The 12,289-nt window shown below is 70.1% G+C and carries 12 protein-coding genes; 5 read left to right on the forward strand and 7 right to left on the reverse strand.

All coding sequences use genetic code 11. The features are described from left to right. Positions 1 to 335 precede the first annotated feature (335 nt). Positions 336 to 1,802 (forward strand): sensor histidine kinase, encoded by a 1,467-nt coding sequence (locus tag ABT114_RS22510; protein WP_351144813.1) that lies wholly within the window; start codon positions 336 to 338, stop codon positions 1,800 to 1,802. A 192-nt stretch (positions 1,803 to 1,994) separates the two neighbouring features. On the opposite strand, the gene ABT114_RS22515 is transcribed toward ABT114_RS22510, so the two are convergent. Both ABT114_RS22515 and ABT114_RS22520 read right to left on the reverse strand, forming a co-directional pair. Beyond that, positions 1,995 to 2,252 carry a WhiB family transcriptional regulator gene (locus ABT114_RS22515; protein WP_006142322.1) on the reverse strand — a complete coding sequence of 86 codons (258 nt, stop codon included), beginning with the start codon at positions 2,250 to 2,252 and terminating at the stop codon, positions 1,995 to 1,997. Between the two features lie 319 nt (positions 2,253 to 2,571). Further along, positions 2,572 to 3,540, reverse strand: coding sequence for a diacylglycerol/lipid kinase family protein (locus ABT114_RS22520; RefSeq protein ID WP_351144613.1), 969 nt, complete (start codon positions 3,538 to 3,540; stop codon positions 2,572 to 2,574). Between the two features lie 116 nt (positions 3,541 to 3,656). Between ABT114_RS22520 and ABT114_RS22525 the strand changes: the two genes are divergently transcribed. Beyond that, the gene (locus ABT114_RS22525; RefSeq protein ID WP_351144614.1) at positions 3,657 to 4,127 is read left to right on the forward strand and encodes a hypothetical protein; all 471 of its coding nucleotides are present in this window, start codon (positions 3,657 to 3,659) and stop codon (positions 4,125 to 4,127) included. Between the two features lie 36 nt (positions 4,128 to 4,163). On the opposite strand, the gene ABT114_RS22530 is transcribed toward ABT114_RS22525, so the two are convergent. The 3 genes from ABT114_RS22530 to ABT114_RS22540 form a co-directional block, all read right to left on the reverse strand. Beyond that, on the reverse strand, positions 4,164 to 5,273 hold the full coding sequence (locus tag ABT114_RS22530; RefSeq protein ID WP_351144615.1) for an RNA polymerase sigma factor SigF: 1,110 nt from the start codon (positions 5,271 to 5,273) through the stop codon (positions 4,164 to 4,166). Continuing rightward, a complete protein-coding gene (locus ABT114_RS22535; RefSeq protein ID WP_004925829.1) occupies positions 5,270 to 5,683 on the reverse strand; it encodes an ATP-binding protein in 414 nt (137 codons plus the stop codon). Before ABT114_RS22535 ends, ABT114_RS22530 begins: the two co-directional genes overlap by 4 nt. Before the next feature lie 273 nt (positions 5,684 to 5,956). Then, positions 5,957 to 6,217 carry a UBP-type zinc finger domain-containing protein gene (locus ABT114_RS22540; RefSeq protein ID WP_351144616.1) on the reverse strand — a complete coding sequence of 87 codons (261 nt, stop codon included), beginning with the start codon at positions 6,215 to 6,217 and terminating at the stop codon, positions 5,957 to 5,959. Between the two features lie 61 nt (positions 6,218 to 6,278). On the opposite strand from ABT114_RS22540, the gene ABT114_RS22545 reads away from it, so the two are divergent. Next, positions 6,279 to 7,877, forward strand: coding sequence for a Na+/H+ antiporter (locus ABT114_RS22545; RefSeq protein ID WP_351144617.1), 1,599 nt, complete (start codon positions 6,279 to 6,281; stop codon positions 7,875 to 7,877). A 9-nt stretch (positions 7,878 to 7,886) separates the two neighbouring features. On the opposite strand, the gene ABT114_RS22550 is transcribed toward ABT114_RS22545, so the two are convergent. Together ABT114_RS22550 and ABT114_RS22555 are read right to left on the reverse strand one after the other, a co-directional pair. Continuing rightward, positions 7,887 to 8,783 carry a 1-aminocyclopropane-1-carboxylate deaminase/D-cysteine desulfhydrase gene (locus tag ABT114_RS22550; protein WP_351144618.1) on the reverse strand — a complete coding sequence of 299 codons (897 nt, stop codon included), beginning with the start codon at positions 8,781 to 8,783 and terminating at the stop codon, positions 7,887 to 7,889. A 32-nt stretch (positions 8,784 to 8,815) separates the two neighbouring features. Then, positions 8,816 to 9,406 (reverse strand): N-acetylmuramoyl-L-alanine amidase, encoded by a 591-nt coding sequence (locus ABT114_RS22555; protein ID WP_351144619.1) that lies wholly within the window; start codon positions 9,404 to 9,406, stop codon positions 8,816 to 8,818. Between the two features lie 340 nt (positions 9,407 to 9,746). Between ABT114_RS22555 and ABT114_RS22560 the strand changes: the two genes are divergently transcribed. Together ABT114_RS22560 and ABT114_RS22565 are read left to right on the forward strand one after the other, a co-directional pair. After that, complete coding sequence (locus ABT114_RS22560; RefSeq protein WP_351144620.1) at positions 9,747 to 11,153, forward strand: family 2B encapsulin nanocompartment shell protein; 1,407 nt, start codon at positions 9,747 to 9,749, stop codon at positions 11,151 to 11,153. Positions 11,154 to 11,182: 29 nt separating this feature from the next. After that, the gene (locus ABT114_RS22565) at positions 11,183 to 12,250 is read left to right on the forward strand and encodes a family 2 encapsulin nanocompartment cargo protein polyprenyl transferase (protein WP_351144814.1); all 1,068 of its coding nucleotides are present in this window, start codon (positions 11,183 to 11,185) and stop codon (positions 12,248 to 12,250) included. The last annotated feature ends 39 nt before the right edge of the window (positions 12,251 to 12,289 follow it).

The raw sequence follows: 12,289 nt of genomic DNA on the forward strand, positions 1-12,289 counted from the left end.
GGCTAGGCTGCCATGCGTCAACCGTAAAACCCAACAACAAACACCCCCCGACGCATGGACACACCAAGTGGTCTAGTCCACAATGCGTAGAGAAGGTTGACAACACAACGAGCCTCCGCTTTCCCCGCACAGGAGAGCGGACCGAGGACCCGGTGCTCTCTGCCCTGACTGCCCCGGCTCCTCATCCTTCGGCCGACTGGGACCGCACACCCCACGGCCGATATTGCTCCGGGCTGCGGTGCCGGGAGGGCTGAGGGTCCCTCTCAGGCGCCGCGGCCCGCGGGTGTTTTTAGGGGTCGCACAAACCGCCGGGTACGCTCGCACACGTGCCCTCCATGAACGAACTCGTACGCCAGCACACGGCCCTCGACGACTCCGACCTCGAGTGGCTCCACATGCTGGTCTCGGAGTGGCAGCTGCTCTCCGACCTTTCCTTCGCCGACCTGGTCCTGTGGGTCCCCACCCGCGACGGCACCCGGTACGTCTCCGTCGCCCAGATGCGGCCCAACACCGGCCCCACCTCCTATCAGGACGACATGGTCGGCCACCTCGTCCCGCGCGGCCGCCGCCCCATGCTGGACGTCGCCCTCGACGAGGGCCGGATCGTGCGCGAGGGCGACCCGGAGTGGCGTGAGGAGGTCCCGGTCCGGGTCGAGTCGATCCCCGTACGGCGGGACGGGCGCGTCCTCGGCGTGATCGCCCGCAATACAAACCTGCTCACCGTGCGCACCCCGAGCCGTCTGGAGCTCACGTACCTGCAGAGCGCCTCGGACCTGGCGCAGATGATCGCGGCGGGCTCCTTCCCGTTCCCGAACCAGCAGGTCGACATGGACGCCTCGCCGCGCGTCGGCGACGGCCTGATCCGCCTCGACGCGGACGGCATCGTGCAGTACGCGTCCCCGAACGCACTGTCGGCCTTCCATCGCATGGGCCTCGCCGCGGACCTCGTCGGCCAGCACCTCGGCCAGACCACCGCCGAACTCGCCCCGACCCGGGGCCCGGTGGACGAGGCGCTGGCCAAGGTCGCGAGCGGCTGGGCGCCGCGCGAGTTCGAGATCGAGGCCCACGACGGTGTGATCCAGTTCCGCGCGATCCCCCTCAAGCCCAAGGGCACACGCATCGGTTCGCTGGTCCTGCTGCGTGACGTCACCGAACTGCGTCGCCGCGAGCGCGAGTTGATCACCAAGGACGCCACCATCCGGGAGATCCACCACCGGGTGAAGAACAACCTCCAGACGGTGGCCGCCCTGCTCCGTCTCCAGGCCCGGCGGATCGAGTCCGAGCGCGGCCGTGAGGCGCTGGAGGAGGCCGTGCGCCGGGTCGGCTCGATCGCGATCGTGCATGAGACGCTGTCTCAAAACCTGGACGAGCGGGTGGAGTTCGACGAGATCGCCGACCGCGTCCTCGCGATGGTCGCGGAGATCTCCCCGGGCAAGGTTGCCGGCCGGCGCACTGGCCGCTTCGGCATCCTGGACGCGGAGGTCGCCACCCCGCTGTCGATGGTCCTGACCGAGATCCTGCAGAACGCCCTCGAACACGGCTTCCGTGAGGGCGAAACCGGCACGGTCGAGGTCTCCGCGGTCCGCGGCGGCACGACGAAGGATGCCCGTCTGCTCGTCACCGTCCAGGACGACGGCGTCGGCCTGCCCGAGGGCTTCGACCCGCACCGCTCCGGCAATCTCGGCCTTCAGATCGTACGGACGCTGGTGGAGGGCGAGTTGGGGGGAACCTTCGACATGGTTCCGGCCCCGGAGCGCGGCACGCAGGTGATCCTGGACATTCCGGTACGGGCGCAGAAGTAGCCGAAGTGGGCGCGGCGCCGGAAGACCCCCGAACAGCATTGAGCCCCGGATCACTGGGTGATCCGGGGCTAAAGCTCGTTGCTGCTCTGTTGCTAAGCGCATCGGGGGTACTGCGCGCTGCGGCTCGGGGGCGGGAGATGCGTACTCGCTGTACGCGCCGCCAAGCTCAGGCTGTTAGCGGGGTGGGTGTTGTCAGGCGGAGGCCTGACGAGCCCGGTTGCGGGCGGCGCGGCGCTTCATCGCGCGACGCTCGTCCTCGCTGAGACCACCCCAGACGCCGGAGTCCTGGCCGGACTCGAGCGCCCACTGCAGACACTGATCCATAACGGGGCAGCGACGGCAGACGGCCTTGGCTTCCTCGATCTGCAGCAGCGCAGGACCGGTGTTGCCGATGGGGAAGAAGAGCTCGGGGTCTTCCTCGCGGCAAACGGCGTTGTGACGCCAGTCCATGGCTGCTACCTCTCCTTGGTATTACGTGCAAGTTGCTTGTGAATGTGAACGCTTTCACGAATCCCTCAACAAGTGAAGGGCCACCCGCCAGATTCGCTGGCGTGGTCCTGTGGTTTGAAGAGGGGTTCCGGTGATCTGTGGAGGCTGGTGTTGCGGGCCGTCCCGATCGCCATGTAGAGACTCGCAAACCTCGACGGCGGATACAACCCCTTCTGGAAAGTTTTTTTTGATTCCTCGGTGTCGACTAGGTCACAGCCGTACTTCCATGGGGTGGACCCTGGCCTAAACGTTCGAGTGAAAGGACTTTGGCCCGTTCCGCTCACACAATCACACGCAGTGCACGGCGTACGCCTGTGAACGTCACACTCGTACGCAGTCCCAGGTGGTCGCCGTCCATCTGGAGGGGCAGCGGCACCTTCGAATGCAAGGTGAACTGGTCCGCGTCGTGCAGCGAGGTCGCGTGCCTGCCGTGGGGCCCCCGCTCCGGGGACGAAGTGAGCAACTGGGTGCCATACCGGGCAACCGCGGCCGTGGACAGACGGCTGAGACCGAGTACGTCGAGGCCTTTATCGAACGAGGCCTTAGGCGACGTGTACATCGGGCGATTGCCGAGATACGTCCAGGGGGACGTGTTCGAGACTATGGCGACCACCAGATCGGTGACCGGGTCCTCGCCGGACTGCTCCAGCGTGATCGTGCCCTGCCGCCGGTTCTGCTCACCGAGGAACTGCCGGACGACCTGACGCACGTACAACGCGTGCGTCGACTTCCTGCCGCGCTCGCGCTGCTGCTCGACCCGGCCGACGACACCCGCGTCGAAGCCGAGCCCCGCGTTGAAGGTGAACCAGCGGGACGGGACGGACTCGTCCTCGGTGCCGGGCGTGCCGGAGGTCAGACCCAGGCCGACCGTGCGCTCGCTGCCCTCGCGCAGGGCGTCCAGCAGGGCGCCGGTGGCCTCGACGGCGTCGTTGGGCAGGCCCAGGGCGCGGGCGAAGACGTTCGTGGAGCCGCCGGGGACCACGGCGAGGCCGGGCAGGCGGTCCGGGTCGGGGCCGGCGTGCAGCAGGCCGTTGACGACCTCGTTGACCGTGCCGTCGCCGCCGAGGGCCACGACCAGATCTATGTCCTTGCTCTCCGTCGCCTGCCGGCCGAGGTCGCGCGCGTGGCCGCGGTACTCGGTGGTGACCGCTTCGAGCTTCATCTCGCTCGCGAGCGCGTGGATCAGCACATCGCGCGTACGTGCGCTTGTGGTGGTTGCCGCCGGATTGACCACGAGAAGTGCACGCATGGGTTGCAGCGTACCTACTGGGTGGTACTCGGCCCAGACCGAGGTAGGGATCGGGTAAGAGATCGGGGCGTGAGGCTCGACACGGGCGCGTGGGGCGCGAGGGCTACCCTTCTCGGGTGAGCAGTGAGACCCCCGCCAGTTCCGAGACCCCCGCCGCCCCGGAGGCCGTCGGCCCCCGCCCGCGGCGCCTGACGTACGCCGCCGCGCTCGCCGCCCTGGAAGGGCTCGCGCTGCTCGTCGGGGGCGGGTGGATGCTCGTCCTCGGCCTCACGGGCGACCCGGACGACCGTCAGCAGGCCGTGACCGGCGGAGTGACGCTGATCGTGCTCGCGCTGCTGCCGTTGCTCGCCGCGCGCGGGCTGCTCGGCCGGCGCGGCTGGAGCCGGGGCCCGGCCGTCGTCACGCAGATCATGGCGCTGCCGGTGGCGTACAACCTGCTGCAGGCCGACAGCGCGGTGATTCCGGCTGGTATCGCGTTGGCGGTGGTGGCCGTCACCGCGCTCGTCCTGCTCGTCAACGCGGAGACGACCCGGGCCCTCGGGATCCGGGGGCCCGGAAACGTGGAGAAGCAGGACGCACAGAAGTAGCCGTTACTCCTCAGTGCCGCTACTCATCAGTGCCCGCTACTCCTCCACGAGCAGCTTCTCCCGCAGCTGCGCGAGCGTGCGCGCCAGCAGCCGGGACACGTGCATCTGGGAGATGCCGACCTCCTGCGCGATCTGCGACTGGGTCATGTTGCCGAAGAAACGCAGCAGCAGGATCCGCTTCTCGCGCGGCGGGAGGTCCTCCAGGAGCGGCTTGAGTGACTCCCGGTACTCCACGCCCTCCAGCGCCTCGTCCTCCGCGCCGAGGGTGTCGGCGACGGCCGGGGACTCGTCGTCGGTGTCGGGGACGTCCAGGGACAGCGTGGAGTAGGCGTTGGCGGACTCCAGGCCCTCAAGGACCTCCTCCTCCGAGATGGCCAGCTTCTCGGCGAGCTCGTGGACCGTGGGGGAGCGGCCGTGCTGCTGCGAGAGCTCCGCGGTCGCCGTGGTGAGGGCGAGGCGCAGCTCCTGGAGCCGACGCGGCACGCGCACCGCCCAGCCCTTGTCGCGGAAGTGCCGCTTGATCTCACCGACGACCGTAGGGGTCGCGTACGTCGAGAACTCGACGCCGCGGTCCGGGTCGAAGCGGTCGACCGACTTGATCAGGCCGATGGTGGCGACCTGGGTGAGATCGTCCAACGGCTCTCCGCGGTTGCGGAAACGCCGCGCGAGGTGTTCGACGAGCGGCAGGTGCATCCGGACCAGCTGGTTGCGCAGCTCCGCGTACTCGGCGCTGCCCTCCTTGAGCTTGCGCAGCTCGACGAACAGGGCCCGCGCGCCGCTGCGGTCCTGTGGATCGTGCCGCGTGGCCTGTGGCGCGCTCTGCGCGTCCGGCTTCTCGTCTCGCTCGTGCTCGCTCATCGTCCCGCCCGTTGCCCTTCCCCGAGCCGTCGCCTCGGCCCGGACGGGGGAGACCCCGGTCCGCCGCTCCCGAGGCGCGCTCTGCACGGCACCTTCCCGATTCCGCTGCCCGTCGTCGTCCAGGAACACGGCCTCGGAGGAGTCGTCCTCCGGATGCGGCCGGGCCTGCTCGGGGATGCCGTCGATGCCGTCCGCCATGCGTCGGGAATCGTCCGAAGCAGTGCTCTCGGCCGGCAGCTCCCGTGTGCCGCGCTCTTCGTCCCGCACCGGCCCGTCCCCGTTCCTCACGCCGGCCCGGGTCCCGCGCCGCGCTGTTTGTAGAGGCTGATCGACACGGTCTTGTCCTCGTCCACGGCGGAGGAGACCTTGCCCGCCAGGGCGGACAGCACGGTCCAGGCGAAGGTGTCCCGTGACGGAGCGTGACCGTCCGTCGTCGGGGCGGAGACGGTGACCTCGAGCGAGTCGTCGACGAGGCGGAAGACACAACTGAGTACGGAGCCCGGCACGGCCTGCTGGAGCAGGATCGCGCACGCTTCGTCCACCGCGATGCGCAGGTCCTCGATCTCGTCCAGGGTGAAGTCCAAACGGGCCGCGAGGCCGGCCGTGGCCGTCCGCAGCACCGACAGGTAGGCACCCGCAGCCGGCAGCCGGACTTCCACGAAGTCCTGGGTCGCGGGCTCGCCTGCGATCTGGGACACCCTCACCTCCAAGGTGGTACAAGCTTTTCGGGGCCGAGGGTCGCCCCCCGGGGTAACGCGAAGTGTGGTGCAGCGGTGACGCTATCGCGCTCTCGACTTTGCTGTCCCCAGGACCCCAACCCCTTGCTGTCACTCATAGTAAACCTACGGATACACTCCGTGGCTAGGGGTTCTGCGGGCCCAAATGGGAAGAGCGCGCGCCGGGTTGACGTACCCAGACGTCAGACGGTCGAACCGTACCCGTCGGACGGTCGAGTGCGTGTCCCTCCAGGGTCACACGAGGACGTGATCCACGAAGCACCAACGCCATTCCTCACCCGGCTCGAAGGTCCGCATCACGGGGTGGCCGGAGTCATTGTGGTGCTCCGTCGCATGCCGTCCCGGCGATGAGTCGCAGCAGCCGACGTGGCCGCAAGTCAGGCACAAGCGCAGTTGCACCGGGTGCGTACCGGCCGCCAGACACTCGGGGCACGTGTCGCTGAGCGGCTCGGGTTCCGGGTGCGGCAGCGCGTCGGAGTGCGTGCACTGTTTCATGATTGCCAGATTACGACGGTCGTGCGGAAGACCGCGCGGAAATCGAGGGCGGGCGAGGACCATGGACGTGATGCCACTGCTGCTGCTGGTGGCGGGAAGCGCGGCGATCGCGGCTGCCGCCAGGCGCACCCCGATGCCGGCACCGCTGCTGCTGGTAGCGGTCGGCCTGGTGGTGTCGTACCTCCCAGGGGTCCCGGACTACACCCTCGACCCCGACGTCGTACTACCGCTCCTGCTGCCGCCGCTGCTGTACACGTCGGCCACCGACAGCTCCTACCTCGACCTGCGGGCGCAGTTTCGTCCGGTGGCGCTGCTGTCGGTCGGCTACGTGCTCTTCGCGACGTTCGTCGTCGGCTGGGCCGTGTACCAGATCGTGCCGGGGATGCCGCTGACCGCGGCGCTGGTGCTGGGCGCGGTGGTGGCGCCTCCGGACGCGGTCGCGGCCACGGCGGTGGCCCGCCGGGTCGGACTCCCCTCCCGGATCACCACGATCCTCCAGGGCGAGTCCCTCCTGAACGACGCCACCGCCATCACTGCCTACAAGGTGGCCCTCGCGGCCGCGGTGGGCGAGGGTGCCACCTGGGCCGGCGGCGTCGGCGAGTTCCTGGTCGCGGCGATCGGCGGTGTCGGGGTCGGCCTGGTCCTGATGGCGCCGATCCACTGGCTGCGCACCCACCTGAAGGAACCGCTCCTGCAGAACACGCTGTCCCTGCTGATCCCGTTCGTCGCGTACGCGGTCGCCGAGCAGTTCCACGCCTCCGGCGTCCTCGCCGTGGTCGTCGTCGCGCTCTACCTGGGGCACCGCGCGTGGGAGGTCGACTTCGCCACCCGCCTCCAGGAGGAGGCGGTGTGGAAGATGGTCGCCTTCGTCCTGGAGTCGGCGGTGTTCGCGCTGATCGGACTGCAGCTGCCCGTCGTCCTGCGCGGGCTCGGGGAGTACGAGGGCGTCGACGCCGCCTGGTACGCGATCGCCCTCTTCCTGGTGGTCGTCGCGACCCGGTTCGTGTGGGTGTATCCGGCGACCTTCCTGCCGCGGCTGCTGTCGGCGCGGATCCGCGAGCGGGAGGAGAACCCCACCTGGAAGGGGGCGATGGTCACCGCCTGGGCCGGCATGCGGGGTGTCGTCTCCCTGGCCATCGCCTTCTCGATCCCGCTGACCATGCACCACGGCGGCGCCCCCTTCCCGCAGCGCAACCTGATCCTCTTCCTGACCTTCACCACCGTCATCGGCACGCTGGTGGTGCAGGGCCTGACCCTGCCCCCGCTGATCCGTCTGCTGAAGTTCCCCGAGCCCGATGCGCAGGCCGCCACGCTCGCCGAGGCCAACGCCCAGGCGCAGGCCTCCCGGGCCGCCGAGCGGCGCCTGGAGGAACTCCTCTCCGACGAGCGCAACGCCCTCCCGCCCCCGCTCGCCGACCGCCTCCGCACGGTGCTGGAACGCCGCCGCAACGCCGTCTGGGAACGGCTCGGCCAGGTCAACCCGGTCACCGGCGAGACCGTCGACGACACCTATCGCCGCCTCTCCCGGGAAATGATCAGCGCCGAACGCGAGGTCTTCGTGAAGCTGCGCGACGGCCGCTACATCGACGACGAGATGCTGCGGGCCCTGTTGCGCAGGCTGGACCTGGAGGAGGCGGCGGCTTATCGGGAGGCGGCGTGAGTACGCCCGCTACGGCCGTCCGGTGATCACCGCTGCGAGGGTGCTTCCCGGCGCGAGGCTGCCCTCCTCGGCGAGGGCGACAAGTCCGTACAGCAACTTGGCGACATAGAGACGCTCGACGGGCAGGCCGTGGCGCTGTTCGAAGTCCTCGGCGAAGGTGTCGAGTTCGGGGGTGGTGCGGGCGTAGCCGCCGAAGTGGAAGCGGTCGTCGAGGGACCAGGCGCCGCGATGGCCGCCGAAGGCCTGCTTCTGGAGTGCCTGTATGTCGGCGGTCAGGAAGCCGCCCTTGAGAACCGGTATGCCCAGGGTGCGCTGGGTGGGGGCGAGGCCGGCGGTCAGGCCGGCGAGGGTGCCGCCGGTGCCGCAGGCGAGGGCGACCACGTCGGCGTGGCCGCGCAGCTCGGTGCCCAGGGACATGCAGCCGCGGACGGCTTCGGCGTTGCTGCCGCCCTCGGGGACGACGTACGCGTCCTCGGCGCCGGCCGCCCGCAGGATCGCCGCGAGGGTCTCCGGGTCGGTTTTGTGGCGATATGTCGATCTGTCGACGAAGTGCAGCCGCATGCCGTCGGCCGCGCAGCGGGCCAGGGAGGGGTTGAGGGGGCGGTCGGCCAGCTCCTGGCCGCGGACCACGCCGGTCGTGGGGAGGCCGAGGATGCGGCCCGCGGCGGCGGTGGCGCGCAGGTGGTTGGAGTACGCGCCCCCGAAGGTGACGATTCTGCGCCCCGCCGCCGCGTCGAGGTTCGGCGCCAGCTTGCGCCACTTGTTGCCGATCAGCTCCGGGTGAATGAGGTCGTCGCGTTTGAGGAGGAGCCGGATGCCGTGCCGGGTGAACCGGGCGTCCCTGACCTCCTGCAGCGGCGAGGGCAGCCGGGGGTGCAGGGAGGCGAGGACGTCGGAGCCGGTCACCCGCCCATTGTCGGACACCTGACCTGGTCAGGTCACTTCAGTCGTTCCCGCACCCGCGCCCTCATCGACGCCATCGTGAACCCGCGCGGGTCCACCTTTCCCGGCTGCCACTCCAGGTGGCCGATCACCGACCGCTCGGACCACCCGTGGTGTCGGCAGATCGCCGCCGCGGCCTTCTCGACGGCCTCCAGCTGGACGTCGGGCCAGGGGTCCTCGCCGTCGCCGAGGTTCTCGCACTCGAAGCCGTAGAAGTGGCGGTTGCCGTCGGTGTCGGCCTCGTTGTCGTGTGGAAGGGCCTTCTCCGCGATCACCGCGCGGAGCACGTCGTCGTCGCCGAGGCCCGCGTGGTTGGCGCGGCCGTAGCCGACCAGGTGGACGGTGCCGTCCTTGGTGATGACGCCGTGACAGAGGGGGCCCGGCAGCCCCGTGTAGCCATCACGGCAGATGTCGACCGTCCGCTCGCCGCCCCGGGTGACCGTGTGGTGGATCATCACGCCGTGGACCGGACCCCACGGGCCCTTGTGGTTGCGGTTGTGGTGCCTCCAGTCGCCGACCTCGACGACCGTGAGGCCCTCCGCTCGCAGACTGTCGAGGAACCGGTCCGCGGACATGGGAGAGGCCATGACCGCCTCCTTACGTACTGCGCGTATGCGACTACCCTGTGCAGTCATCCCGTTATGGTGCTTGTACCGAAAGCGGAGGGCGGGGGCTACACCGTTCGCACAGTGAGCGAGCTGATTCGGACAACTTCCGGACTCTGCGGGTGGCCGGGGATGGCGCGGCGCGACGGGGGTGGGGGAGGGGTGGGCGGCTGGACGGAATCCCTCTCTCTGCCCAGCGGGCGGTGATCCATTCCCGCTCGTTCGGGTAATAGCACCGACACGCTCCGTGATGGAAGGGTGGTCCGCGAGATCGGTGCTCGGTGCGATCGGCGCCGCTGCATGACCGGGAGGGCAATTCAGAATGTCGGTAGGCGAAGAGGTCCGCACAGATCAGGGCAAGCCGCAGCAGAGCCTCGGCACCGCCGCAGCGCGGAACCTGGCCACCACGACCAAGTCCGCTCCCCAGATGCAGGAGATCAGCTCCCGCTGGCTGCTGCGCATGCTGCCCTGGGTGGACGTGCAGGGCGGTACGTACCGGGTGAACCGGCGACTGACCTACGCGGTCGGTGACGGCCGGATCACGTTCGTGAAGACGGGCGACCGGGTCGAGGTCATCCCCGCCGAGCTGGGCGAACTGCCCGTCCTGCGGGACTACGAGGACGAGGAGGTGCTCGCCGAGCTCGCCCAGCGGTGCCGGCAGCGGGAGTACGCCCCGGGCGAGCTGATCGCCTCGTTCGGCAGCCAGACCGACGAGGTGTACCTGCTGGCGCACGGCAGGGTGGAGAAGGTCGGCACGGGCCCCTACGGCGACGACGCCGTGCTGGGGGTGCTCGCCGACGGGGCGTACTTCGGCGACGCGGCGCTGCTCGACCCGGACGCCATCTGGGAGTACACCGCTCGCGCGGACACCGGCTGCACGGTGCTGATCCTGTCCCGCCAGGACGTCGACCAGGTCGCGGAGCGCGCCGATTCCCTGCGCGAGCACATCGGGCGGCTGCGCGCGATCCCCGAGCAGCGGACCAACAAGTACGGCGAGAAGGCTGTCGACCTCGCGGCCGGCCACTCCGGCGAGCCCGAGATCCCGCACACCTTCGTCGACTACGACGCCAGGCCGCGCGAGTACGAACTGAGCATCGCCCAGACCGTGCTGCGCATCCACACGCGCGTGGCCGATCTCTACAACCAGCCGATGAACCAGACCGAGCAGCAGTTGAGGCTCACGGTCGAGGCGTTGAAGGAACGCCAGGAGCACGAGCTCGTCAACAACCGGCAGTTCGGGCTGCTCCACAACTGCGAGTACGACCAGCGGATCCAGCCGCACGACGGCGTCCCCAGCCCTGACGACATGGACGAGCTGCTCAGCAGGCGGCGCGGTACGAAACTGTTCCTCGCCCACCCGCGCGCGATCTCCGCGTTCGGCCGCGAGCTCAACAAGCGCGGACTCGTCCCCGAGACGATCGACGTCGGCGGCAACCGCATCCCCACCTGGCGCGGCGTCCCGATCTACCCGAGCAACAAGATCCCGGTCACCGAGGCCCGGACCAGCTCCATCATCGCGATGCGTCTCGGTCAGGAGGAGCAGGGTGTCGTCGGCCTGCGGCAGGCCGGCATCCCGGACGAGATCGAGCCGAGCCTGTCGGTGCGGTTCATGGGCATCAACGAGCAGTCGATCATCAACTACCTGGTGACGGCCTACTACTCGGCCGCGGTCCTGGTGCCGGACGCGCTCGGCGTCCTGGAGAACGTCGAGATCGGCCGCTGGCGGTGACCTTCGAGACGCTCGAAAGGCGGACGCCCATCGCGGCTCCGAGGGACAGTCGGCCGGCCTCGTCCGACGGGCACGAGGCGGCGGAGATCCTGGAGCGTGCGCGGGCCTCGGTCGACCCCGAGCTGCGTGCGGCCCTCGACACGCTGCCGGGCTCCATGCGCCGGATCGCGCTCTACCACTTCGGCTGGGAGCACGCGGACGGCAGACCGGCGGCAGCCCACGCGGGCAAGGCGATACGCCCCGCGCTCGTCCTCACCGCGGCCGCCGCGCTCGGCGGACCGGGCGCGCGGACGACGGCCGTACGGGCGGCCGCCGCGGTGGAGCTGATCCACAACTTCACGCTGCTGCACGACGACGTGATGGACCGCGACACCACCCGACGGCACCGGCCCACCGCCTGGACGGTGTTCGGCGACGCCGACGCCATCCTCGCCGGGGACGCCCTGCAGGCGCTGGCCCTCGGGCTGCTCGCCGAGGACCCGCACCCGGCGTCCAGGGCGGCTGCCGCCAGGCTCGCGGCCTGTGTGGTCGAGCTCTGCGCCGGCCAGCACGCGGACACGGCCCTGGAGCGGCGCGGCCCCGCCGAGGTCACCCTCGACGAGGTGCTCGCCATGGCCGAGGCCAAGACGGGAGCGCTCCTGGGCTGCGCCTGCGCCCTCGGCGCGCTGTACGCGGGGGCGGCGGACGAGGACGTCGAGGCGCTGGACACGTTCGGCCGTGAGGCCGGGCTCGCCTTCCAGCTCATCGACGACGTGATCGGCATCTGGGGCGACCCGCACCGCACCGGCAAACCGGCCGGTGCGGACCTGGCGGCCCGCAAGAAGTCCCTGCCGGTGGTCGCGGCGCTGGCCTCCAACACCCCGGCCGCCGCCGAACTGGCCGCGCTGTACGAGGTGCCGTACGAGAAGGAGGACGCCGCAGAGATAGCGCGTACCGCGCTCGCCGTGGAGCGGGCGGGCGGACGGGACTGGGCGCAGGGCCAGGCGGCCGACCGGATGTCCCGGGCGATGTACGAACTGGCCCGCGCGATCCCGGAACCGGAGGCGGCGGGTGGTCTGCTCGCGCTGGCCGAGTACGTGACTCGGCGCAGCGACTGAGCGCCTGACCAGAACCCCGGAGCCACCGGGCCGTGCGGC

Origin of the sequence: Streptomyces sp. NPDC002088 (genome assembly GCF_040296605.1) — a bacterium.
Classification (GTDB): domain Bacteria; phylum Actinomycetota; class Actinomycetes; order Streptomycetales; family Streptomycetaceae; genus Streptomyces.